Origin of the sequence: Brevundimonas sp. (assembly GCF_036963785.1) — a bacterium.
Taxonomy (GTDB): domain Bacteria; phylum Pseudomonadota; class Alphaproteobacteria; order Caulobacterales; family Caulobacteraceae; genus Brevundimonas.
In genome coordinates, this window is the sequence record NZ_JBALUS010000004.1 from 201,553 (window position 1) to 225,650 (window position 24,098).

The 24,098-nt window shown below is 67.2% G+C and carries 22 protein-coding genes; 15 read left to right on the plus strand and 7 right to left on the minus strand.

Annotation, left to right across the window (positions count from 1 at the left end):
• The first annotated feature begins 107 nt into the window (after window positions 1-107).
• Genes V7672_RS10890 through V7672_RS10900 form a run of 3 tightly spaced genes read left to right on the plus strand, consistent with a single transcriptional unit; the run spans window position 108 to window position 1,264 of the window.
• Window positions 108-509: a flagellar basal body protein gene (locus V7672_RS10890; protein ID WP_335624822.1), complete on the plus strand. Its 402-nt coding sequence runs from the start codon at window positions 108-110 to the stop codon at window positions 507-509.
• Between the two features lie 25 nt (window positions 510-534).
• Entirely contained in the window at window positions 535-954 is a 420-nt protein-coding gene (gene flgC / locus V7672_RS10895) for a flagellar basal body rod protein FlgC (RefSeq protein ID WP_442889291.1), read from the plus strand.
• A gap of 13 nt (window positions 955-967) precedes the next feature.
• On the plus strand, window positions 968-1,264 hold the full coding sequence (locus V7672_RS10900) for a flagellar hook-basal body complex protein FliE (RefSeq protein WP_335624611.1): 297 nt from the start codon (window positions 968-970) through the stop codon (window positions 1,262-1,264).
• Here the strand turns inward: V7672_RS10900 and V7672_RS10905 are convergent.
• Window positions 1,245-2,381 carry an acyltransferase family protein gene (locus tag V7672_RS10905; protein WP_335624612.1) on the minus strand — a complete coding sequence of 379 codons (1,137 nt, stop codon included), beginning with the start codon at window positions 2,379-2,381 and terminating at the stop codon, window positions 1,245-1,247. The two genes, V7672_RS10900 and V7672_RS10905, sit on opposite strands and share 20 nt — an antisense overlap.
• 131 nt (window positions 2,382-2,512) lie before the next feature.
• On the opposite strand from V7672_RS10905, the gene fliQ reads away from it, so the two are divergent.
• The 5 genes from fliQ to V7672_RS10930 all read left to right on the plus strand — a co-directional run bounded on the left by fliQ (window position 2,513) and on the right by V7672_RS10930 (window position 8,659).
• Window positions 2,513-2,776, plus strand: a complete 264-nt coding sequence (gene fliQ / locus V7672_RS10910; RefSeq protein ID WP_123287918.1) for a flagellar biosynthesis protein FliQ — start codon at window positions 2,513-2,515, stop codon at window positions 2,774-2,776.
• Between the two features lie 4 nt (window positions 2,777-2,780).
• On the plus strand, window positions 2,781-3,551 hold the full coding sequence (gene fliR, locus V7672_RS10915; protein ID WP_335624613.1) for a flagellar biosynthetic protein FliR: 771 nt from the start codon (window positions 2,781-2,783) through the stop codon (window positions 3,549-3,551).
• Window positions 3,544-4,617, plus strand: a complete 1,074-nt coding sequence (gene flhB, locus V7672_RS10920; protein ID WP_335624614.1) for a flagellar biosynthesis protein FlhB — start codon at window positions 3,544-3,546, stop codon at window positions 4,615-4,617. Before fliR ends, flhB begins: the two co-directional genes overlap by 8 nt.
• Window positions 4,618-4,687: 70 nt before the next feature.
• Window positions 4,688-6,766 (plus strand): cell cycle histidine kinase CckA, encoded by a 2,079-nt coding sequence (gene cckA / locus V7672_RS10925; protein WP_335624615.1) that lies wholly within the window; start codon window positions 4,688-4,690, stop codon window positions 6,764-6,766.
• Window positions 6,767-6,838: 72 nt separating this feature from the next.
• A complete protein-coding gene (locus tag V7672_RS10930; RefSeq protein WP_335624616.1) occupies window positions 6,839-8,659 on the plus strand; it encodes a DUF885 domain-containing protein in 1,821 nt (606 codons plus the stop codon).
• Window positions 8,660-8,679: 20 nt separating this feature from the next.
• On the opposite strand, the gene V7672_RS10935 is transcribed toward V7672_RS10930, so the two are convergent.
• A complete protein-coding gene (locus V7672_RS10935) occupies window positions 8,680-8,958 on the minus strand; it encodes a hypothetical protein (protein ID WP_335624617.1) in 279 nt (92 codons plus the stop codon).
• A 72-nt stretch (window positions 8,959-9,030) separates the two neighbouring features.
• Window positions 9,031-10,119 (minus strand): DUF1176 domain-containing protein, encoded by a 1,089-nt coding sequence (locus tag V7672_RS10940; RefSeq protein ID WP_335624618.1) that lies wholly within the window; start codon window positions 10,117-10,119, stop codon window positions 9,031-9,033.
• Between the two features lie 122 nt (window positions 10,120-10,241).
• Between V7672_RS10940 and V7672_RS10945 the strand changes: the two genes are divergently transcribed.
• The 4 genes from V7672_RS10945 to V7672_RS10960 all read left to right on the plus strand — a co-directional run bounded on the left by V7672_RS10945 (window position 10,242) and on the right by V7672_RS10960 (window position 13,955).
• Complete coding sequence (locus tag V7672_RS10945; RefSeq protein WP_335624619.1) at window positions 10,242-11,258, plus strand: serine hydrolase domain-containing protein; 1,017 nt, start codon at window positions 10,242-10,244, stop codon at window positions 11,256-11,258.
• Between the two features lie 108 nt (window positions 11,259-11,366).
• Window positions 11,367-12,578, plus strand: coding sequence for an NADP-dependent isocitrate dehydrogenase (locus V7672_RS10950; protein ID WP_335624620.1), 1,212 nt, complete (start codon window positions 11,367-11,369; stop codon window positions 12,576-12,578).
• Window positions 12,579-12,722: 144 nt separating this feature from the next.
• The gene (locus V7672_RS10955) at window positions 12,723-13,301 is read left to right on the plus strand and encodes a DUF2939 domain-containing protein (RefSeq protein WP_335624621.1); all 579 of its coding nucleotides are present in this window, start codon (window positions 12,723-12,725) and stop codon (window positions 13,299-13,301) included.
• A gap of 105 nt (window positions 13,302-13,406) precedes the next feature.
• Window positions 13,407-13,955, plus strand: a complete 549-nt coding sequence (locus V7672_RS10960; protein WP_335624622.1) for a DUF2939 domain-containing protein — start codon at window positions 13,407-13,409, stop codon at window positions 13,953-13,955.
• Window positions 13,956-14,057: 102 nt separating this feature from the next.
• On the opposite strand, the gene V7672_RS10965 is transcribed toward V7672_RS10960, so the two are convergent.
• Both V7672_RS10965 and alaS read right to left on the minus strand, forming a co-directional pair.
• Window positions 14,058-15,455, minus strand: a complete 1,398-nt coding sequence (locus V7672_RS10965; protein ID WP_335624623.1) for a WG repeat-containing protein — start codon at window positions 15,453-15,455, stop codon at window positions 14,058-14,060.
• A gap of 102 nt (window positions 15,456-15,557) precedes the next feature.
• Window positions 15,558-18,206, minus strand: a complete 2,649-nt coding sequence (gene alaS, locus V7672_RS10970) for an alanine--tRNA ligase (protein WP_335624624.1) — start codon at window positions 18,204-18,206, stop codon at window positions 15,558-15,560.
• Window positions 18,207-18,380: 174 nt separating this feature from the next.
• On the opposite strand from alaS, the gene V7672_RS10975 reads away from it, so the two are divergent.
• Window positions 18,381-18,749 (plus strand): thiol-disulfide oxidoreductase DCC family protein, encoded by a 369-nt coding sequence (locus V7672_RS10975; RefSeq protein WP_335624625.1) that lies wholly within the window; start codon window positions 18,381-18,383, stop codon window positions 18,747-18,749.
• Between the two features lie 321 nt (window positions 18,750-19,070).
• On the opposite strand, the gene recA is transcribed toward V7672_RS10975, so the two are convergent.
• The gene (recA, locus tag V7672_RS10980) at window positions 19,071-20,150 is read right to left on the minus strand and encodes a recombinase RecA (RefSeq protein ID WP_335624626.1); all 1,080 of its coding nucleotides are present in this window, start codon (window positions 20,148-20,150) and stop codon (window positions 19,071-19,073) included.
• Window positions 20,151-20,405: 255 nt separating this feature from the next.
• On the opposite strand from recA, the gene V7672_RS10985 reads away from it, so the two are divergent.
• Window positions 20,406-22,148, plus strand: a complete 1,743-nt coding sequence (locus tag V7672_RS10985) for a S9 family peptidase (RefSeq protein WP_335624627.1) — start codon at window positions 20,406-20,408, stop codon at window positions 22,146-22,148.
• 85 nt (window positions 22,149-22,233) lie between these two features.
• Here V7672_RS10985 and V7672_RS10990 read toward each other — a convergent pair whose 3' ends face one another.
• Window positions 22,234-22,407, minus strand: coding sequence for a DUF1328 domain-containing protein (locus V7672_RS10990; RefSeq protein WP_335624628.1), 174 nt, complete (start codon window positions 22,405-22,407; stop codon window positions 22,234-22,236).
• A 137-nt stretch (window positions 22,408-22,544) separates the two neighbouring features.
• Between V7672_RS10990 and V7672_RS10995 the strand changes: the two genes are divergently transcribed.
• A complete protein-coding gene (locus V7672_RS10995; RefSeq protein WP_335624629.1) occupies window positions 22,545-24,092 on the plus strand; it encodes a GNAT family N-acetyltransferase in 1,548 nt (515 codons plus the stop codon).
• The last annotated feature ends 6 nt before the right edge of the window (window positions 24,093-24,098 follow it).

The following is a 24,098-nucleotide window of genomic DNA, read 5'->3' on the forward strand; positions in this document are numbered from 1 at the left end:
AACCGTGAGGGTTAACGTCGCGTTTAGATAACCCGTGATTAACCATGGAGGCGGCAGTTTATGCCCAGCCCGCACGCTGGCGGGTTCGCGCGTCCAAGGAGGCTGACATGGGTGTGGCCGACCTGCCCATTCTGACCCAGATCAAGGGCCGCCTGACCTGGCTGGATGAACGCCAGCGGGTGATCGCCCAGAACGTCGCCAACTCCGACACGCCCGGCTATGTGGCGCACGACCTGGCCCTGCCCAAGGATTTCGCCTCGGCCATGACGGCCCGGCCGGTGACCCTGGCCCGGACCCAGGCCGGGCATATCGCCCCGCCGTCGCCCGCCGCCCGCTATTCCGCTGTCGAGGCCCCTGACTCCGAGACCACGCTGGACGGCAATTCGGTGGTGGTCGAGGAGCAGATGCTGAAGATGACCGAGAGCCGTATGGCCTATGAGGCGGCGATCGGCTTCTACCAGAAGTCCATGACCCTGCTGCGGATGGCCGCGCGCCCGCCGGGCCGCTGAGCCCCGGCTGAAGGAAGCCTGATCCATGCCCGATCCCGTCCCGCCCAGAAATCCCGCGATGTCCGTGGCCGCCGGCGCCATGAAGGCCCAGCAGTCGCGTATGCGCGTGATCGCCGAGAACATCGCCAACGCCGATTCGACCTCACCGGTCGCGGGCGGCGAGCCCTATCGGCGGCAGGTGCCGGTGTTCCAGTCGCGCACGGTCGATGGCGTGACCGGAGTGGTGCTGGCCGAGGTTCGCCCGGACCAGGGCGACTTCCGCATGGACTACGACCCGTCCCACCCGGCCGCCAATGCCGACGGCTATGTGATGCGCCCCAACGTCAACACCCTGGTCGAGGCCATGGACATGCGCGAGGCCCAGCGCGCCTATGAGGCCAACCTCAACATCATCGAGACAGCGCGCGCCATGGAAAGCCGCCTGCTCGAGATCCTGAAGAAATAGGGGATAGGCCGCCATGAATCCGATTGCCGCCGCCCGCGCCTATCAGGCCATTCAGGGTGCAGGCTCTGCCGGAGCGGTCAGCCCGACCGACGCGCCGGGCTTTTCCGAACTGGTGCAGAACGTCCTCGCCAGCGCCACCACCCAGACCCGCGCCGCCGAGGCCCAGATGACCCAGGTGGTTCAGGGGCAGGGCAGCCTGATCGATGTGGTCACCGCCATCAGCTCGGCCGAGGCCTCGCTGGAAACCGCCCTGGCCGTGCGTGATCAGATGATCCAGGCCTATCAGGAAATCATGCGTATGCCGATCTGACGGCCTTGGCCTTGGGAGCGCGATGACGCGTCCGGGCCTTGAGCCACTCCTGCAACGGGCCGTCGACCATATGGTGGAAGGCGAAGGCAAAGGCGACCGCCATGGCGACGCCCGTGGCCCAGATCGCCCACTGGATAGGCTCCGACAGGTTCAGCCGGGCGATGGCGACATTGGCCACGCCGAACCAGGCGATCCGCACCACCTCATTGCTGATGAACATCGAGAACGACACCAGCGCCGCCCGCTCGATCAGGCGTGAGGGGCGGGTGACCGGAATGGCCCCGGCCGCCAGAATGATCAGCGAGATCATCACCAGACTGGGCAGGGCATTCTTGCCATAGAACTGCAGGGCGACGAGGCCGACGGTCGCCAGCACCCCGACCCAGCGGGCCAGCTTGGGGTTGATCCAGACCCGGTGCGCAAACGCCGCCAGCGCCATGCCCATGAAGAACAGCGGCAGGGCCCGGAAGAAGCCGAACTTCATCGGCATCTGATAGACCGGATAGCCCAGCAGGGCCCGGGCCAGCTCATTGGCGATCAGGTACAGGCCAATGCCCAGCACCAGCCAGGTCCAGGGGCCGAGACGCGCGCAGCTGCGCACAATCCACGGAAAGGCCAGATAGCAGCCGATCAGGGCCGAGATCGACCAGGTGGGGGCGTTCCAGCCCAGCCCGCCGGGAATGCCGAACGCCTGCACCAGACCCAGCTGCGCCGGCAGCTGGCTCCAGTCGAACCATTCCGGATTGCGCGGCGCCAGACCGATGGCGGCACTGCCGACCACCAGCGCCACCAGCGCCAGCCCCATCATCAGATGCGCCGGCACGACCCGCAGCACCCGTCGCGTCAGGAACTCGCCCGGGCTCACGTCGCCCGCGGCCAGACTGCGCGAATACAGCCGCATCAGCACATAGCCGCTGTCGATGATGAACAGATTGGTCAGCAGGAAGCCGGTGTGCTCGAACGCCGGGTGCAGCCCTTCAGCCAGCGCAATCGGTCCCGCCGCCTGGAAGTGATGCAGGATGATCAGCAGGGCCACAATGAAACGGATGGCATCCAGCCAGCCGCCGCGGGCGATGGCGGTTGTCTCGTTTCGGGTCGAAATCCAGCGATCCAGCATGGTCCGCACTCCTTTGATCCCCGGTCCCGCAAGGGTCGGGCCAGCGAAAGCGACGCATCGTTAGGGCGGTGTTAACCACGCTCCCGGCAGTTTCTGCCGGGTACGCGTGCCGGTCTGGAGAGTTCTGAGTCATGAATGGTGCCGAGGTCATGGATGTGGGGCGCGATGCCCTGTGGCTGACCATCCAGCTGTGCGCGCCGGCCCTGATCGTCGCCCTGCTGGTCGGGGTCGGCATCGGCCTGTTTCAGGCCCTGACCCAGATCCAGGAACAGACCCTGATCTATGCGCCCAAGATCCTGGCCATCTTCATTTCCCTGCTGCTGTTCCTGCCGATGATGGGGGCGCTGCTGGGCAGTTTCATGCAGACGATCGCCGCCCGCATCGCGGGCATGTAGGCGGGTGGACGGCTACGCCACCGCCGATCAGGTCTGGGGTGCCGCCCTCGTCTTTGCACGTCTCGGCGCCATCCTCATGCTGCTGCCGGGCCTCGGCGAGACCTATGTGCCGCCGCGCATCCGCCTGTCGCTGGCGCTGGTGATCACCCTGGTCGTCTGGCCGGTTGCCGCCCCCGCCCTGCCGGCCCTGCCCGAAAGCGTCGGGGGCATGGCGGGCTGGGTGATCCGCGAGGTCGCCACCGGCCTGATGATCGGGGCGATCCTGCGGGCCTTCATGACGGCGCTGGCGACGGCGGGCGAGGTCGTGTCGCTGCAGACCACGCTCAGCTTTGCCCAGAGCACCAACCCCATGCAGGCCCAGCCGGGCTCGACCATATCGGCCTTCCTGACCCTGTTGGGGGTGACCCTGCTGTTTGCCACCAATACCCACCACCTGTTCCTCGCGGGACTGGCCGGGTCCTATGAGTTGATCGCGCCGGTCCGGCCGCTGATCACCGCGGACTTTGTCGAATTGGCCCTGCAGACGATTGCCGACAGCTTCATGCTGGGAATCCAGCTGGCCGCGCCGGTGATCGTGTTCGCCATCATCTTCAACCTGGCCTCCGGGCTGGTCGGTCGCGTCATGCCGCAGTTCCAGGTGTTCTTCGCTACGGCGCCGCTCAGCATCCTGCTGGGCCTGTCGATCTTCACCCTGTCGCTGGGCGTGGTCGGGACCATCTTCATCGACCGCTATCGCAGCCTGGCCCAGATCTTCGCCGGAGGGGCCGGTGGCTGACGACAAGGATCCCGAGTCCAAAACAGAAGAGGCAACCCCGCGAAAGCTCGAGGACGCGCGAAAGAAGGGCGACGTTGCCAAATCGCCCGACGTCGCCTCCGCCCTGTCGCTGCTCGGGGCGGCCGCAGTGCTGCTGATGGCGGGCGGCCCGTTCGCGGGGATGATGGCGGAAAGCCTGCTGCCGTTTATCGCCGAGCCTCACACCATGGTCGGCGCGCTCGAGGCCGGGGCAGGGGTCGAGATCGGCGCCCGGGCCCTGTGGGCGGCGGCACCCTTTCTGGGCGCGCTGGCGCTGGCGGTGATCCTGGGCGGCGTGGGCGGCAATCTGGCCCAGTCGGGCCTGATCTTCAGCGCCGAGAAGATGAAACCCAAGTGGAGCAAGATCAATCCGCTGGAAGGGGTGAAGCGCATCTTCGGGCCCGACGGCCTGATGAATTTCGTCAAGACCTTCATCAAGCTGCTGGCCGTGATCGCCATCTGCTGGATGGTGCTCAGGCCCCACCTGCGCGAGTTGGAGAATATGGCCGCCATGTCGCCGGCCAGCATCCTGCCCTTCACCCGCGACCTGGCCGTCTGGCTGATGGCCGCGACCCTGGTGTTTCTGGCGTTCACGGCCGGCGCCGACTTCCTGTGGCAGAAGATGCGCTTTGCCAAACGCATGCGGATGAGCCGCGAGGAACTGAAGGAAGACTACAAGCAGGCCGAGGGTGACCCGCACGTCAAGGCCAAGCTGAAGCAGATCCGGGCCCAGCGCGGCCGCCAGCGGATGATGCAGAATGTGCCCAAGGCGACCGTCATCGTCACCAACCCGACCCACTATTCCGTGGCCTTGCGCTATGAGCCGGATCAAGGCGACGGCGCGCCGGTCTGTCTGGCCAAGGGGGTCGACACCCTGGCCCTGAAGATCCGCGAGATCGCCAAAGAGCACAATGTGCCGATCGTCGAGAATGTGCCGCTGGCCCGCGCCCTCTACGCCTCGGTCGATGTCGACCAGACCATCCCGCGCGAGCATTTCGAGGCGGCCGCCCAGGTGATCGGCTTCGTCTTCCAGAAACGTCGGCGCTAGGACTTTGGCATCCGTACCCGGCGGATATGGCATAAGAGGGCAGGCGATTCGCCTCGCAGGAGAGAGCGGGATGACCACCCCGGCCCGGCCGCTGCCCCGAGGGGCGCCCATTGACCTGACCCTGGTGCTGATGGCGATCGGCTGCGCCCTGCTGGTCGGGGCCATGGCCTATCCGGCGTTTCGCACCAATCCGTTCAGCGCGCCGGGTCTGATCCTGATCGTTGCGGCGGGGGGCGTGGCCCTGATCGGCCTGATGATCTTCACGCGCAGCGAATCCCGCAAACCGACCGGAGACACGGCGGTCGAGATGCTGTCGGCGCTGGCCGAGCCCGCCGCCCTGGTCTGGTCCGACGGCCGGGTGCTGGCCTTCAATGCCGCCTGGAGCGAGGCGGATGGCGCAACGTCCAGCCTGCCGCGGCGGGGCGGAAAGGCGGCCCAGGCCCTCTATGCCGCCTTTGCCCAGGCGCGCGCCGGGGAACAGGGACGCGCCCTGATCCCGCTGGGCGACAAGGATGTCGAGGCCCTGATCGGTCATGCCGGACCGGGTCGGTTTCTGGTCCGCGCCGCACCCGAAACCCTGCTGGCCGAGGCCCCGGGCCGCGAGGTCGCCGCCGCCGAGGCCCAACGTCCGCGCAGCACAGGCACCTTGCGCGAAGGTCACGCCATGGCCGCCGGCGCCCCGTTCGGCTCGGCCATCATTCGTCACGAAGACCTGTTCGCCGGGCGGGTGGAACAGCCCAATGCGGCTCTGGCCCTGCTGACCGGACCGGCCTCCGCCCGCGATGCCGCCTTTGGCCATCTGTTCGACCCGGCCGGTGTGGCCGAGGCCCGCACCCGTCTGGCGGCAGGATCGGCCGGTCCGATCGAGCTGGTGGCCCGCGCGCACCCCGACCGCATCCTGCACCTCTATGTCGCCCCTGAGGACGACGCCCGGCGCGTCTGGCTGTTCGACGCCTCGGCCCAGAAGTCGATGGAGCTGCAGCTCTCGCAGGCGCAGAAGATGCAGGCCGTCGGCCAGCTGGCGGGCGGGGTGGCGCACGATTTCAACAATCTGCTGACGGCCATCCAGCTGCAACTGTCGGGCCTGCTGGAGCGTCACCCCGTGGGCGATCCGTCCTATGACGGGCTGAACGAAATCCGCCAGACGGCCATCCGGGCCGCCGATCTGGTGCGCAAGCTGCTGGCCTTCTCGCGCAAGTCGACGGTCCGGCGCGAACGGCTGGATCTGGGCGAACTGGTGGGCGAGTTCGCCGTGCTGCTGCGGCGGCTGCTGCGCGAGGATGTTCGGCTGGAAACCGACCACGGACGCGACCTGCCGGTGGTGCTGGCCGACAAGAGCCAGCTGGAAACCGCCGTCATGAATCTGGCGGTCAATGCGCGCGACGCCATGCGCGGCGTGGTCGAGCCGGGCGCCGGCGTGGTCACCATTACGACCCGCCGCCTGACGTCCGATGCTGCGCGGGCCATGGGCTGGCACGACGCGCCCGACGTCGATGTGGCCATGATCGAGGTGTCGGACACCGGACCCGGCGTGCCCCCTGAAATCCTGGACAAGATCTTCGAGCCCTTCTTCACGACCAAGGCGGTGAATGAGGGTACGGGCATGGGTCTGGCCACCGTCTATGGCATCGTCGAACAGGCCGGTGGCCATATCAACGTCACCAATCTGGAGGGGGCGGGGGCGGCCTTCCGTATCTTCCTGCCCGCCGCCGCCGCCGCCGAGCTCGAGGCCGTCGCCCCCGTCGAGGTCAAGGTCAAGGCGCCGCGCGACCTGTCGGGCGCAGGCCGCATCCTGTTCGTCGAGGATGAAGCCGCCGTGCGGGGCATCGCCGCCCGCCTGCTGCGCCAGCGCGGCTATGAGGTGATCGAGGCCGCCGACGGCGAGGAGGCCCTGATCCTGGCCGAGGAACACGCGGGTCAGATCGACATGATGATCTCGGACGTCATCATGCCCGGGCTGGACGGTCCCAATCTGCTCAAGAAGGCCCGCCCGTATCTGGGCGACATCCCGGTGATGTTCATCTCGGGCTATGCAGAGAGCGACTTCTCCGACCTGCTCCAGGACGAGGCGGGCGTGTCCTTCCTGCCCAAGCCGCTGGACATCAAGACCCTCGCCGAGCGCGTCAAACAGCACCTCCACGCCGAATAGGGGGCGGGCCGCCTCTTGTCGGATGCGTCGGGATGGTGCCGTATGCGGGCCACGCTTCGAGAGGATGTTCCCATGATCGACCGCCGCCGCCTTCTGCTGACCGCCGCCGCCGGAGCAGGCCTTGCCGCTTCGGGTCAGGTCCTCGCCCAGGAAGCGCCCGCCGCCACCCCGGTCGCCCAGCTCAATGACTGGATGGACCGGGTGTTCAAGGAGCTGGTCCTGACCTCACCCGAGGCCCTTACCTCGCTGGGCTTCGACAAGGGCCCGATGGCCGCCGCCAAGGGCCAGCTGGACGACCGCTCCCAGGCCAAGATCGACGCCGATGAGGCCAAATTCAATCGCTTTGCCGAGGAGCTGATGGCCATCGACCGGTCGGCCCTGAGCGGGCGCGACGCGGTCAACTATGACACCGTCAAATTCTTCGGCGAGACGGTCCAGATCAGCCAGGACTTCCCTTATGGCACCGGCAACTCCCCCTATACGATCACCCAGCTGACGGGCTCGTACAGCAACATCCCCGACTTCCTCGACAGCCAGCATCAGATCGAGACGGCGGAGGACGCCGAGGCCTATCTGTCGCGTCTGGCGGCCTTCCCGACGGCGCTGGATCAGGAAACCGAGCGGATGCTCGCGGACTTTGCCGCCGGCGCCATCCCGCCCGACTTCGTCATCGACAAGACCCTGCTGCAGCTGGCCAATCTGCATGACACCCCGGCCGCCGAGTCGATCATGACCACCTCGGTCCAGCGGCGCGCGACGGAAAAGGGCCTCGCCGGCGACTGGGCCGCCCGGGCCGAGCGGATCGTCCAGGGCGAGATCTATCCCGCTCTCGTCCGTCAGGCCGAGGCGATGAAGGCGCGCCGGGCCGAGGCGGTTCACGATGCCGGTGTCTGGCGCCTGCCGGACGGGGAGGCCTGGTACACCTATGGCCTGCGCAACTCGACCACCACCACCATGACCGGCGAAGAGGTCCACCAGATGGGCCTCGAACAGGTGGCCGAGCTGACGGCGCGGGCCGACGGCCTTCTGCGCGCCGAGGGCATGACCCAGGGCACGGTCGGCGAGCGCATCGCCGCCATGGGCAAGGATCAGCGCTTCATCTATCCCAACACCGATGAGGGCAAGGAACAGCTGCTGGCCGACCTGAACCTGCAGATGCAGGACATGCAGGGGCGGCTGCCCGAATATTTCGGCCGTATCCCCAAGAGCCCGGTCGAGGTGCGGCGCGTGCCGGTGTTTACCGAGGCGGGCGCGCCCGGCGGCTATTATCAGGGACCGGCGCTGGATGGCTCGCGGCCCGGGGCCTACTACATCAACCTGCGCGACACGGCAGAATGGCCCAAATGGACGCTGCCGACCCTGACCTATCACGAGGCGTCGCCCGGCCATCACCACCAGATCGCCCTGCAGCAGGAAAACGACGAGGCGCCGCTGCTGCTCAAGATTCTGGGCTTCTCGGCCTACTCCGAGGGCTGGGGCCTGTATGCGGAACAACTGGCCGACGAAATGGGCGTCTATGCCGACGATCCCTGGGGTCAGATCGGCTATCTGCAGTCACTGATGTTCCGCGCGACGCGTCTGGTGGTCGACTCCGGCCTGCACCACAAGCGCTGGAGCCGCGAACAGGCCATCCGCTACATGGTCGACACCCTGGGCGATCAGGAAAGCGCCGTGACCACCGAGGTCGAGCGGTACTCCGTCTGGCCGGGTCAGGCCTCGTCCTACAAGATCGGCCACACCGAATGGGTGCGGATGCGCGCGTCGGCCAAGGCTGCGCTGGGGGACCGCTTCGACATCCGGGGCTTCCACGACACCGGTCTGGCGGTCGGCGGCGTGCCGCTGACGGTGCTGGACCGGGTGTTCACCGACTGGGTCGCCAGCCAGCAGGCCTGATCCCGGTCAGGGAGCCCAGATCAGGGATGCCGGGGCCGGTGCGGGCGATGCGGCCGGTCCCGGTAATCCCGGTCGTCGTAACAGACCTGGTACGGATAGCCCCAGGCGTCGATGCGCGTGTAGCAGTCCGAGTCCAGGATCAGCGCCAGCGCCACCAGATCGGCGCCGATCGACACCCCTTGCCAGAACAGGGGATGGGACAGGGGATCGTCGCTCGCACAGGCGGACGCCAGCAGGCCACAGGCCGCCAGGGCCGCAGCGGCTTTCGAGCGGGCAAAACGCGCGGGTGTCGTGGTCATGGTCAAGCCTCCCATGACGGAAGGCTAGACCCGGCCCGGCGCTCTGGCCTGTGACGGAATCTGATACCGGCGCTACGTCGTCGGGCGCGTGGCCCAGGTGACCGGCCACAGGTCGGCGGTGACGCCCATGCAGGCTTCCATCAGCCGCTCGTGCTCCAGCACGAACTCTTGCCCCGTCCAGATCCACTGGTGAACCGTGCCGCAATCGCCGATTCCCCGCCCCTTGCCGAACGCCTCCAGCCGCCGCGTGGCCGGGTCATAGTCCGGGTTGATCGGCGTCTCCATCGCCTCACCCGTGGTCGGCAGGCTGACAAGGCGGGGCGACGCTCCGGCGCTGTCCGTCAGTACATAGAGGTAGCCGGTGTTATAGGCACCCATGAAGCAGGGCACGCCCCACAGCACCGTATCGGCCGCCAGCCGGTAGTGCTGCGTCGCATACTGGAAGTCGGGGTTGAAGTCGGTGTCAGCGCGACAGTCCTTGACCTTGGCCAGATCCTCGACCGCATCGGGCAGTTGCGTCCCGTTCTTCATCCCGGTCTGGGCCACCGCCGGCGCGGCCGAAACCATCGGCAGGGCCGGGGCGGCGGGCACCGTCGAGGCCGGGGCATCGCCCTTGCGGATCAGGGCGGTGACCGTGTCCAGCCGGCCCTGCCGCTCATCGATCCACAGCAGGGCCGCAGACACGCCTGAGACCGACAGCGTCATGGCCTCGTCGCCAGAGCCGACCGTGGCCGACCGCCCCCCGGCCAGCGCCGCGATCAGGGCGCGTGCCTGATCAGCCGAAACACGGGCCACACCATCGGCCACGTCCAGTCCATAGGCGCGACCGTCGATGGTGACGGTGGGCGCGAGGCTGTCGGCGTCCATCCCCATCCCCAGATCGACCACAGGCTCCGCCTCCGGTCCGGCGGGCATGACAATGCGCAGCCAGCCGGTGCCGCTCTCGACCCCGCCAAAGGCGGTACAGGCCCCGTCATTGCCGCAGGTCACAGTCCAGTCGCGGAAGGTCCGGCTTTCCGGCGAGGCCGTCGCCGGATCAACGGAGGTGGCGGGGCCGCTCGACGCCTCCGTACTCCCTGCGGTCTGACCCGCTTCGCTCTGGCACGCCACCAGACCGGAGGTAAGGCCAAGGGTCAGCAGCACAAGCGGGATGCGGCGCATGGGGATTCTCCAGTCTGTTTCGGGCCAAGCCTCGGCCAGCCCGTCGGCCCGCGCAAGGGCGCGGCGACGGATACCTCGGATGCCCGCGTTCAAGGATCATGCAGCCACAGGAGGAGGGGGTCGTGCAGCCAGATCGACGAACAGTCCTTGCCGGGGGCATGGCCCTTGTCGCCACGCCGGCCCCGGGCCGCGCCGGGTCCCGTGACTATGCGGCAGCCGCCGACTATTCGGCGCAGCGGCGCGGGATATCCTTCCTCGTGCAGCAGGGCGACCGGATCGTCTTCGAGGACTATCCCGGTCGTGAAACCGGACGGGCCCATGAGCTGGCCAGCGGCACCAAGAGCTTCTGTGGAATTCTGGCCGCCGCCATGGTCCAGGACGGCCTGCTGACGCTGGATGAGGCCTGCGCCGACACCCTGTCGGAATGGCGCGATGATCCGGTCAAGCGGACGGCCACGATCCGCAGCCTGCTGAGCCTGTCTTCCGGCGTGGGCGGCGGATCCCCGGGTCGGCCCGATACCTATGCCGCCTCGGTGGCCCAGCCCTTTGCAGGCGCACCGGGGGTCTTCCGCTACGGCCCCGCCCCGTTCCAGGTATTCGGCGAGATCGTGCGGCGCAAGCTGGCGGCGCGGGGACGGCCGGACGATGTGCTGGCCTTCATGGATGAGCGGCTGTTCCGGCCGGCCGGCGTGACGCACGGGTCGTGGCGTCGACAGGCGGGCCAGGCGACCCTGCCCTCGGGGGCGCATTTCGATGCCCGCAACTGGGCGCGCTTCGGAGCCTTTGTGCAGGGCGGGTGCCGCATCCAGGGGCGGGCGATCGTGGACCCCGCCGCTCTCGCGGACTGCTTTCGTCCCTCCCCGGCAAATCCCGGGTATGGCCTGACGTGGTGGCTGTTGCGCCCGGGACTGGTCCCGCCCAGCCGGCGTTCGCCGATCGACTCCTCGGCCGGCGCCCTTGCCGGCCTGCCGACGGTCCGTATGGCGGCAGGGGCGGGCGATCAGCGGCTGTATCTGATCCCGGACCATGACCTCGTGGTCGTCCGTCAGGCCACGGGGATCCTCGCGCGTCGGCGGGGGGGCGGGACGGACTGGTCGGACGCGGACTTCCTGCGTCTGGTCCTCGCGGGTGTGCGCTGAGCCTGTCGAGCCGAAGCCGGAGAGCGACGTGTCGCCGGGGGTTTGCGCCCCGGCGCCTGACGGCTATACCGCCCCCACATTTCCTTCCCCCAAAGACAGAGAGCGCACATGGCGAAGATCAAGGTCGACAACCCCATCGTGGACATCGACGGCGACGAGATGACCCGGATCATCTGGCAGATGATCAAGGACAAGCTGGTCTTCCCCTTCCTCGACCTCGAGCTCGACTATTACGACCTCGGCATGGAGAACCGCGACGCCACCGACGACAAGGTGACCATCGACGCGGCCCACGCCATCCAGAAGCACGGCGTCGGCGTCAAATGCGCTACCATCACCCCGGACGAGGCCCGGGTTGAGGAGTTCGGCCTGAAGAAGATGTGGAAGTCGCCCAACGGCACCATCCGCAACATCCTCGGCGGCGTCGTCTTCCGCGAGCCGATCATCTGCTCGAACGTGCCGCGTCTGGTGCCCGGCTGGACCCAGCCGATCGTCGTCGGCCGTCACGCCTTCGGTGATCAGTACAAGGCCACCGACTTCCTCATGCCCGGCCCCGGCACCCTGACGATGAAGTTCGTCGGCGACGACGGCAAGGTCATCGAGCACGAGGTGTTCAAGGCCCCGTCGTCGGGCGTGGCCATGGGCATGTACAACCTCGATGACTCGATCACCGACTTCGCCCGCGCCAGCTTCTCGTTCGGCCTGCAGCGCAACTATCCGGTCTATCTGTCGACCAAGAACACCATCCTCAAGGCCTATGACGGGCGCTTCAAGGACATCTTCCAGAGGGTGTTCGACGAGGAATTCGCCGCCGACTTCAAGGCCAAGGGCCTGACCTATGAGCACCGCCTGATCGACGACATGGTGGCCGCGGCCATCAAGTGGTCGGGCGGCTTCGTCTGGGCGTGCAAGAACTATGACGGCGACGTCCAGTCCGACATCGTGGCCCAGGGCTTCGGCTCGCTGGGCCTGATGACCTCGGTGCTGATGACGCCGGACGGCAAGGTGCTGGAATCCGAGGCCGCCCACGGCACGGTGACCCGCCACTATCGCCAGCACCAGAAGGGCGAGGCCACCTCGACCAACTCCATCGCCTCCATCTACGCCTGGACGCGCGGCTTCGCCCACCGCGGCAAGCTGGACGGCAACCAGGCCCTGATCGACTTTGCCGATACGCTGGAACGCGTCGTCGTCGAGACGGTCGAGAGCGGCCACATGACCAAGGACCTGGCCCTGCTGGTCGGCGACCACCAGAGCTGGCTGACCACCGAAGGCTTCCTCGACAAGGTCGCCGAGAACCTGAACAAGGCGATGGCCTGACCAAACCCTCGTCATCCTCAGATCAAGTCTGAGGATGACGAATGCCTCTTCGCATCAGCCCCGCCCGACTCGCGTCGGCGGGGCTTTTGTTTGTGACCGGGCCGGGTTCGTGCATTCTGGCGCGCTACAGACCCGGAGGCAGTCTTGAAAATTATCGGCAATCTGATCCTGGCGGCGGTGGTGCTGCTGGTCGTCAGCTTTTTCGCGGCGCCGGGCGTGGCCTTCTTTGGACTGCGCAGCGCGGCCGACAGCGGCGACGTGGCCGAGCTCGACCGGCTGGTGGACTATGGCGCCATGCGCAAGGCGCTGGGTCCGCAACTGACCGGGCGGGTCGAGACCCTGACGCCACCCCCCTCCATCCTCGAGGATCCGATCGGTGCCGTGCAGCGCCAGTTCCAGCGCGGACCGGTGGCCGAGGGGCCGAGGGCCGACGCCTATCTGACGCCTGCGGCGCTGGGCGCCCTGACCCGGGGCGAGGGACGGGCGGCGGCCCTGCGGTCAGAGGCCGAAGGTGCCCGGGCCGAGCCGCCCCGCGGCGGCCCCTGGCCCCGACCGGTCTACTGGGGCATGGACCGGGCCCGCATGGCAGTCACCGGCAACAGCGGCGACGAAACCGTCTTTACCTTTGCCCGCACCGGCTTCTTCAGCTGGCATCTGGTGCACGTCAGCCTGCCGGAGGAGCGTCTCCCGATGGTGGGTCAGAGCGGTCGCAAAGGCGGTTGATGGCGATAGTCGAACGCCGCGACTCACCGCAACCCTGATCCCCGGGGAGCGTTACGGTAGCGGGAGTGCCCGGTTCAGACCGGGTCAGGGAGAGTTGAGGGGACTATGCGTAAGCTGATCATAGGGGTCGCCGGACTGGCGATCGTGCTGCTGCTCGGGGCCTGGGGCCTGTCGCCCGTGTTCGCCATGCAGGCCCTCACCCGCGCCGCCGAACAGGGCGATGAGGCCGCGCTGGAGCGGCTGGTCGACTTTCCCGCGGTTCGCCAAAGCCTGAAGGACGAGTTGAACGCCCGCATGATGGCCGAGATGCGGGCCGAAGGCTCCGACATCGACCCCGCCTGGGCTGGCGTCGGCATGCTGCTGGGACCCGGCATCGTCTCCGGCGCCATCGATGCCATCATCACCCCCCAGGGCGTGGCCACCATGGTTCGCACCGCCGAGGCGCCCGAGCCCCAGGACGTACTCAACCGTCCGAAGCCTACCCCCGGCGAGACCGAGGACGACGTCCGTAAATCCTGGACCTATCGCGGCGCCAACCGCGTCGAGGTGCGCCTGACCACCACCGACCGCCCGGACCAGCCGCTGATCCTCAACATGGACCGTCAGGGCCTGTTCGGCTGGCGCTTGGTCGAGATCGACCTCCCGGACGCCTAGGCCTTCCATCACCAATGCTCATCCCGGCGCAAGCGGTGACCCGGCGTTCCCTGCCAGGGCGTCCGGAATGACCGCCAACGCGCGGTTGGACGAGCCGCCCCGTCAGTAGGGGCTGTCGCACTGCTGGCCGTTGACCGAGGCCAGTTCCTTGCCGTCGCGCGATACCCGGCCCATCTCGACCGCATCCCCCGTTCCGCGGACGAAGAAATAGTCGCGGCTGCCGGTGATGGGGCGCAGGTCGTCGTACATCGGGTTGATCACATAGGTGCCCGAGGCATCGATCATGCCGAACTTCTCGCCGGACGAGACCACCGCCCGCCCGTTGCTGTCGAAGTCCGAGATCGCCCGGAACTGCGGATTGATCTTGTAGGTGCCCGAGGCGTCGATCACGCCCCAGCGATAGCTGTTGCGATCGCCCTGCACCGCCACCGTGGCCAGCGCCCCGCCGGGACCGTCCTCGAACTCACCGACCATGTCGAACTGCGGATTGATCTCCAGATTGCCCTCGGCATCGATGAAGCCCCAGTCCTCGCCGACCAGCACGGGGGCCAGTCCGCCGGCGCCAAAGCCGCCCGCCTGTTCCCACTGGGGCTGGATGACCATTTCTCCCGAGGTGTTGATATAGCCCCAGCGGTGGGTCTCGGTCTCCTCCATGAAGTCCGGCCGCTCGGGCCGCTCATAGCTGTAGCCCCAGGAGGCGGCGCGTTGCTCGGCGCTCTGCTGGCGCTGTTCCCACGCCTCGGCCGCCCGGGTATTCTCGGTGGTCTCGACCGAGGTGACCAGCACGGGCGCGAGTCCGTTTTCGGCGAACTGGCCGACGGCGGTGTACTGGGGATTGATCACCCATTTGCCGCTCTCGTCGATGAAGCCCCATTTCCGGTCGGTCGAGGCCGCCGCGAGACCCTTGGTGAAATAGACGACCTCGGTCATGTCGTCCTCGCCCGACATGGCCACCGAGTCGAACTGCGGATTGATGATGTAGGCGCCCTTGCGATCGATGAAGCCGTACTGATCACCCGACTGGACCAGGGCGCGGCCCTTGGGGTCGAACGGGCCCATCTCGTCGAACTGCGGATTGATGACATAGGCGCCCTTGCGATCCGCCGTGCCCCATTGCCCGCCGACTTCGACCAGCAGGGTGTCGCCGCCATCCAGCATCAGGAGGGAGTCGAACTGCGGATTGACCACATAGCTGCCCTTGCGGTCGATCAGGCCCCATTTGCCCCCGTTGCTGACCGGGGCGACGCCGTCCCGGGTGAAGAAGCCCGCGCCGTCGAACTGCGGATTGATGACGATCTTGCCGTCCTCGTCGACGAAGCCGCAGTTCTCGCCATAGGCCACCGGCATCAGGCCCAGGTCGATCTCGGTGGCCATGCCGCCGCCGCCCTTGCCGCCGAATGCGCCCATGGACCAGGCCGCCGCGCCCACGCCGACCAGCGCCACGACCGCGACGCCGGCCAGAAGAGCCTTGTTCGCAAATATGTTCTTGGTGTCCGCCATTGAATAAACCCCCAATCAACTCTCAGGGGTCGTTTAGATCAGCTCCCCCTGTCCAATGAGAGCAAACCTAACGGATCGAACCTGCAGTTCAAGGTGCGATGATCACCGTTGCTCTAGGGTGTCGCGGATAGCCTGAAGACCTGCTTCAGCCTTGCTGGTGTCCGGCGCGCCGCCCTGGGCAAAGTCTGGCTTGCCGCCGGCACCTTGCCCGCCCATGGCCAGAACCGCGGCGCGGGCCAGGTCGGCGGCATTGATCCGGTCGGTGACGTCCGAGGTCACGGCCACGGTCACCGCCGCCTTGCCGTCGGTGGTCCCGATCAGGGCGACGACGCCGCTACCCACCTGTTTGCGGAAATCCTCGGCCACGCCGCGCAGGCCCTTGCCGTCGACGCCGTCCAGCACTCGGGCGATCAGCCTGGTGCCACCGATCTCTTCGGGTTCAGCATTGGCGCCGCCGCCGCCGCCCAGGGCGACCTGTTTCTTCAGCTCGGCGACCTGTTTCTCCAGCGCCTTGACCGAGGTCTGCAGCGCCTCGACCCGGCCCGGCACATCGGTGGGCTGGATCTTGAAGTCGCGGGCCAGACCCCGCGCCACGCGGGCCTGGCCTTCCAGATACTGGCGCGCAGGCTCGCCGGTCAGGGCCTCGATACGGCGCACGCCGGCGGCGATGCCGCTTTCCGACACGATCTTGAAAAGGGCGATGTCACCCGTGCGCGCCACATGGGTGCCGCCGCACAGCTCGACCGAATAGGGTTTGTCCTCCACCAGGCTGTGGCCCAGCGTCAGCACCCGCACCTCGTCGCCGTATTTCTCGCCGAAGAGGGCCACGGCGCCCGCCGCAATGGCGTCGTCGGGGGCCATCAGCTTCGTCTCGGCCGGCAGGTTCTGACGGATGACGGCGTTCACCTCATCCTCGATGCGGGCCAGTTCCTCGTCGGTCACCGGGGCATTGTGGCTGAAGTCGAAGCGCATCCGGTCGGCGTCGACCATCTGCCCCTTTTGCGCCACGTGCGGGCCCAGCACATTCTTGAGCGCCGCATGCAGCAGGTGCGCGGCCGAGTGGTTCGAGCGCGTGGTCAGGCGGGCGAGCGCCGTCACCGAGGCCTCGACCCGGTCACCGGTCTTCAGCGTGCCCGCGGTAATCTTGATGCGATGGACATAGAGGTCGGGCGCGGGCTTTTGCACATCCAGCACCTCGGCCTGGCCGCCGGTCCAGCTCAGCGTGCCGCGGTCGCCGGCCTGTCCGCCGCCCTCGCCATAGAAGGGGGTGCGGTCCAGCACCAGTTCGGCCTCGGCCCCTTCCGGCGCCTGCTCGGCCGGAGCGCCGTCGACCACAAGCGCCAGCACCTCGCCGGTGCCGTCCACATCGTCATAGCCGATGAAGTCGGTCGGCCCGAGGCGGTCGCGCAGCGCCAGCCATTCGGCGGTCGAGGCCGTCTGGCCCGAGCCCTTCCAGTGCTCGCGCGAGCGGTCGCGCTGTTCGGTCATGGCCGCTTCAAAACCGTCCGTGTCGACGGCAAAACCGCGGCGGCGCGCCTCGTCCTGGGTCAGGTCCAGCGGGAAGCCATAGGTGTCATAGAGGGCAAAGGCGGTCGCGCCGGGCAGGGTGCCGCCCTCGGCCAGATCGCGCGTGGCCTCCTCGAACAGGGTCATGCCGCGGCCCAGCGTGGTGCGGAAACGCAGCTCTTCCTGCTTCAGCGTGTCCTCGATGGTGGCCTGGGCGCGGGTCAGCTCGGGATAGGCCTCGCCCATCTCGGCCACCAGCGTCGGCACCAGCTGGTGCATCAGCGGATCGACCGCGCCCAGCAGGTGCGCGTGGCGCATGGCCCGACGCATGATGCGGCGCAGCACATAGCCCCGGCCTTCGTTCGACGGCGTCACCCCATCGGCGATCAGGAAGGACGACGACCGCAGGTGGTCGGCGATCACCCGGTGGCTGGGGGCCTGGTCGCCCTGGGCGGCCACGCCTGTGGCCTCTTCCGAGGCGTTGATCAGGGTGCGGAACAGATCGGTCTCATAGTTGGAATGCACGCCCTGCAGGACGGCGGCGACCCGCTCCAGCCCCATGCCGGTGTCGATCGACGGCTTGGGCAGGTTCAGGCGCGTGCCGTCTTCCTGCTGTTCGAACTGCATGAACACCAGGTTCCAGATCTCGACCCAGCGGTCGCCGTCCTCTTCCGGCGTGCCCGGAGGTCCACCCCAGATGTGGTCGCCATGGTCATAGAAGATTTCGGTGCACGGTCCGCACGGACCGGTGTCGCCCATCGACCAGAAATTGTCCGAGCCGGCGATGCGGGTGATGCGGCTTTCGGGCAGGCCGGCGATCTTCTTCCAAAGGTCGAAGGCCTCATCGTCGTCGATATAGACGGTGGCCATCAGCCGGTCCTTCGGAATGCCGAAGTCCTTGGTCACCAGCGTCCAGGCGGCCTCGATGGCGTGTTCCTTGAAGTAGTCGCCGAACGAGAAATTGCCCATCATCTCGAAGAAGGTGTGGTGGCGGGCGGTATACCCGACATTGTCCAGGTCGTTGTGCTTGCCCCCGGCGCGCACGCATTTCTGGGCGCTGGTCGCACGGTTGTAGGGGCGCTTCTCCTGCCCGGTGAAGACGTTCTTGAACGGCACCATGCCGGCATTGACGAACAGCAGGGTCGGATCGTTCTGCGGCACCAGCGGCGCGGACTGCACCTTGGTGTGACCATCGGCGGCGAAATAGTCGAGGAAGGTCGAACGGATCTCTTTGAGGCTGGACATCGGGGCGGGCTCGGTCAGTCGGGAGGAAACGGGGAGGGAGCCGTCATATAGGGGAATGCGCCGGATTGCATCACCTGCCCGTGATCGTGGCCTGTGATCGTGGCCCGTGATCGGCGGTGCGGGCGCGACACTGCGGCGGGCGACGGCGGGCCGGGGGAGGGCTAGGGTCGATCCATGCGCGAAGTGGTCGTCTGGTATGACGGGGCCTGTCCCCTGTGTCGCCGCGAGATCGGCGTGATGCGGCGCCTGGACCGACGCGGGGCCCTGACCTTTGTCGATGTCGCCGAACCGGGCGCGGCCCAGGCCTGTCCGCTCGATCCGGCCGACATGCTGTCCCGCTTTCATGTGCGCGAGGACGGGCAGCTGCTGTCCGGCGCCGCCGCCTTTGCCGCCATGTGGCGCGCCATTCCGATCCTCAGGCCCTTCGGCCTTGCGGCCCGCAACCGGCATGTTCTGGCCCTGCTCGAGGCGCTGTATGGGCAGTTCCTGAAGGTCCGGCCCCGCCTGCAGCGGCTGTTTCGGGATCCAACCGTCGCGCATTAAGCCCGCCGAACCTTGCAAAGGCGCCCGCCTGTCGTCTTCGGCCGATCAGGTTCATCACAGAGGGCACGGAGACGACACGGAGGTCACATCTGCGGAATCGTCCTGGCTCAGCCTCTCGTCAGGCTCGCCCCCTCTGTGGTCTCTGTGATCCCTCTGTGCCCTCTGTGATGAACCCGTTTCAGGCCCCTCCAGAACGGACGAAGCCGCCCGACCGGGGGGTCGAGCGGCCTCTTTCCCCGGACGGGGTCGCGGGGTCGGTGGCGGGTCGCGAGGGACCCGACCGGGGAAGTCGGTAGCGAGGCTTGAGGGGCCTAAGAGCGATCAGCCCTCGAGGTCCTGCCCCTCGTCGGGCTCGGGCGCGCCCAGCAGTTCGTCGTCGATCTTGCTGGTCGACTGACGTACGGCCTTTTCGATCGAGGCCGCCACATCGGGATTGGTCTTGAGGAATTCGCGCACATTCTCGCGGCCCTGACCGATGCGCTGGCTGTCGTAGGAGAACCAGCTTCCGGCCTTCTCGATCACGCCCGCCTTCACGCCCAGGTCGATGATCTCGCCCAGTTTGGAGATGCCTTCGCCATACATGATGTCGAAGATCACCTCGCGGAACGGCGGGGCCACCTTGTTCTTGACCACCTTGACCCGGGTGGTGTTGCCGACCACCTCGTCGCGGTTCTTGATGGCGCCGGTGCGACGGATGTCGAGGCGCACCGAGGCGTAGAATTTCAGCGCATTGCCGCCCGTGGTCGTCTCGGGCGAGCCGTACATGACGCCGATCTTGTGCCGGATCTGGTTGATGAAGATGACGATGCAGTTGGTCCGCGAGATCGAGGCGGTCAGCTTGCGCAGCGCTTGGCTCATCAGGCGGGCCTGAAGGCCGGGCAGGCTGTCGCCCATCTCGCCCTCGATCTCGGCCCGCGGCGTCAGGGCGGCGACCGAGTCGATCACCACAATGTCGACCGCGCCCGACCGCACCAGGGTGTCCGTGATCTCCAGCGCCTGCTCGCCATTGTCCGGCTGGCTGACCAACAGGTCGTCGAGGTTCACGCCCAGCTTCTGGGCATAGACCGGGTCCAGCGCATGTTCCGCGTCGACGAAGGCGGCCACACCGCCGACCTTCTGGATTTCCGCCACCGTGTGCAGCGCCAGAGTCGTCTTGCCCGAGCTTTCCGGGCCGAAGATCTCGATCACCCGGCCATAGGGCAGGCCGCCGATCCCCAGCGCCATGTCCAGGCCCAGCGAGCCGGTCGAGATGCTCTCGATCTCGGTCACCAGTCCGCCCTTGCCCAGCTTCATCACCGAGCCCTTGCCGAACGCCCGGTCAATCTGCGCCAGCGCCGCTTCCAGAGCCCGCGCCTTGTCGCCGTCTTCCTTGCCCACCAGTTTCAAAGCCGCCTGTGCCATTGCCTTCGACTCCCTTGCCATGATTCCCATCCGACTTCGGGAGAGACCCGCCACAGGGATGGACATCCACCCCCGGCCCGCTCCCGGTGACCGGCATATGTGCATGTTTTGTTCTGGTTGCCAATATGTTCTTTTTCGCGGTGCGACCGCGATTGACGTAGGGAGGCGACGCCTCCCTTGACAATAGCCCCTGATATGCCAAGGTAGCTTTGCATATCGCCAAGGAAGTTTGGCGAACTGGATCGAGGTAGGACCATGAAGTCCCTCAAGACGCTGGCATCTGGCCTCCTGGCCCTGCTGATCGCCGTTCTGGCCACCCCCGCCTTCGCCCAGTCGCCGCCTGATATCGAGGGCAGCTGGCATGGGGCGATTTCGCTGCCGACCGGCGATATCACCCTGGTCCTCCGCGTCGAGCACGATGAAGACGGCGCGCTCTCTGCGACGCTGGAGAATTTCGATCAGTCGCCGGGACGGCTGACGCCCGTCTCGGATTTGGAAGTGACTCCGGAGCGACTGTCATTTCGGGTGGCGGACGCCGGGGCGACCTATGAGGGCGATTGGGACGAAACGACCCGGCGCTGGACGGGTACGCTCACGCAAGGCGCCGCGCTTCCTCTGGAGTTTGAGAGGGGCGCGCCGCCGCCGCGCCCGGTTGTTGCCGGCCTCGACGGCGTCTGGGAGGGCGTCGTCGAAATCAACGGAGTCGAGCTACGGCAGGTCCTTCGCGTCCGCACGCTCGAGCAGGGCACCTTTGCCGCCTATGCCTCGCCCGACCAGCTGGTAAACGGCGTGCCGTTGACCGACCTCGCCCGCGACGGTGACCGGGTGAGCTTTGCGGCCTTTCGTGGCCTCAGCACGTTCACGGGCACACTGTCGGACGACGGTGACCGGCTGACCGGTGTATGGGTCACGTCCGGGCAGCCGGATGTGACCACGACGTTCGTCCGTCGCGCGCCGGGTTCGGAAGCGGGCGCACCGAACCGCCCCCAGGAGCCCAGACCCCCCTTTCCCTATCGCGTCGAGGAGGTCGCCTTCGACAATCCCCGGGCTCCCGGCGTTCGCCTGGCCGGAACCCTGACCTTGCCGGACGGCGAGGGCCCCTTCCCGGCGGCGATCCTTCTGACCGGCTCGGGCCCGCAGGATCGCGACGAAAGTCTGATGGGCCACAAGCCGTTCGCGGTGCTGGCCGACCACCTGACGCGCAGGGGCATCGCCGTGCTGCGCTACGACGACCGCGGCGTCGGTCAGTCCACGGGCGTCTATTCAGAGGCGACGTCGCCCGACCATGCCTCCGACGCGAACGCGGCGTACGCGTGGCTGTCGGGCCGTCCCGAAATTCGCGCCGAGGCCATCGGCTTCATCGGCCATTCCGAGGGTGGCGTCACCGCGCCGGTCGCGATGATCGAAAACCACCAGGTCGCCTTCTTCGTGGGGCTGGCGCCCCCCGGCACGGATCTTATCCAGCTGCTGCTTGCCCAGCGACGGCTGGTCAGCGCCCAGATGGGCGTTAGCGAGGAGGATCTGAACCGTAGCGAGCCGGTGGTCGAGGCGATGTTCAGGGCGGTGGCCGCGACCGAGACGCCCGAGGCCGCCTATGCCGCCGCCGTGGCGGTGTTGACGCCGGAAGCAAAGATTGCGCTCGGCCTGCCGCCCGACATGGACCCCGCCGGAATTGTCGGCAACCTGACGGCGCCCTGGCTCCACTATCTGCTCAGATATGAACCGGCAGAGAACCTGGCCCGTATCGACGTTCCCGTGCTCGTCGTCATCGGCAGCCTCGACCGGCAGGTGCCGCCGGCGGAAAACCTTGCCGCGATCCGTGCAGCGCTCAGGAACAATCCCGATGTCACAATCGTGGAGGCCCCCGGGCTGAACCACCTGTTCCAGACCGCCCGGACCGGCGGCATGGGCGAGTACAGCACGATCGAGGAAACGTTCTCGCCGACGGTGCTTGCCCTCGTCAGCGACTGGATCAACGAACGCTTCTCCGGCCGGTGACGGCGACAGGGGGCACGCCCCTGTCGTCGCCCGCTGAGACGAACCTGATTCAGCCCTTCTCCCCCGTGACTGCGCGGGAGCGCGCTCACTTCACCTTTTTATAAACCGTTATGCCCAGCACGAAGACGGCAACGGCGATGATGACAGCGATCCAGAACAGAATGACGGCGATGTCGACGAACACGCCAGCAAGGCCGCCGAAGCCGAGGACGGCGAGGATCAGCGCGATGACGGCAAATATGACGGCCCATTTCAGCATGGAAGTCGCTCCTTGTGATGATCGGTATCGCCCCGCAACGTCACCCGACGCGCGGACGTTCCGGAATGGCCGTGTTGCGCTGCAAGAAAAATCTGCCCGACGGGTGATCCGATGGCCAAGCTTTGCGTTGGCACAGCATGACAAAAACAAACAAGCCCGCCGTCCTGAACATTCGCAATGCCCGCGCCGCCGATGTGGACGCCATCGCGGCCCTGGTTTCCAAGGTCTACAAATCCATGCCGCCGTATACGACCGGCATGCTGCGCGGCCAGATCTCGGCCTTCCCCGACGGGCAGTTCGTGGTCGAGTATGAGGGCGACATCGTCGGCTATGCCGCCGGCTTCCGCATCGATGAAAAGACGGCGATGAGCCAGCACACCTGGTCGCAGATCACCGGCGGCGGCTATGCCTCGCGCCACGATCCGATCGGCGAGTGGTTCTATGGCATGGAGGTGTGCGTCGACCCCGACCGGCGGCGGCTGCGCATCGGCCAGCGCCTGTATGACGCCCGGCGCGACTTCTGCGAGGCCAAGAATCTGAAGGGCATCGTCTTCGGCGGTCGCATGCCCGGCCTGGCGCGCAAGAAGGCCACCTATGCCGAGCCCGAGGCCTATCTGGACGCCGTCTCGGCCCGCAAGGCCAATGACCCGGTCATCGGCTTCCACCTCCGCACGGGCTTCGAGCCCATCGGCGTGCTGAAGGGCTATCTGGCCTCTGACACGGCCTCCATGGGCCACGCCGCCCACATGGTCTGGCGCAACCCCTATTTCGTCGAGGAGCGGGGCAAGGGCACGGCCTTTGCGGTCAAGGAGAACGTCCGTATCGCCACCGTCCAGCTGCAGGCGCGCAAGGTGGCGAGCTTTGAGGAGTTCATCGCCAACATCGAGTATTTCGTCGATGTGACCGCCGACTACCGCACCGACTTTGTCGTCTTCCCCGAACTGTTCACCCTGCAGCTGCTGTCGCTGGAAAAGAAGAAGCTGACGCCGGCGGAATCGATCGAGGCCCTGACCCGCTACACCCCGCGCTTCGTCGAGGCCCTGCGCAAGATGGCGGTCGAGTACAACATCAACATCATCGGCGGCTCGCACCCGACCCAGACCGACGACGGCGACATCCAGAACGTCGCCTATGTCTTCCTGCGCGACGGTTCGGTCCACGCCCAGGAGAAGATTCACCCGACCCCGAACGAGCGCCACTGGTGGAACATCAAGGGCGGCGACATGGTCCACGCGATCGACACCGACTGCGGCCCGATCGGCGTGCTGATCTGCTACGACTCGGAGTTCCCCGAGCTGGCCCGGCGTCTGGTCGACGAGGGCGCGCGGATGCTGTTCGTGCCCTTCTGTACCGACAACCGTCAGGGGTATCTGCGGGTGCGCTATTGCTCGGCCGCGCGGGCCATCGAGAACCAGTGCTACATCGCCCTGTCGGGCAATGTCGGCAATCTGCCGAACGTCGAGAACATGGACGTCCAGTACGCCCAGTCCTGCATCCTGACGCCGTGCGACTTCCCCTTCGCCCGCGACGGCATCGCGGCCGAGGCGTCGGAGAATGTCGAGACCATTACGGTCGCCGACCTGGACCTGTCCGACCTCGCCTGGGCCAAGGCGCAGGGCACGGTCCGCAACCTGCGCGACCGCCGCTTTGACCTGTACAAGACCGTCTGGACCGACGGCGGCTGAGGCTGG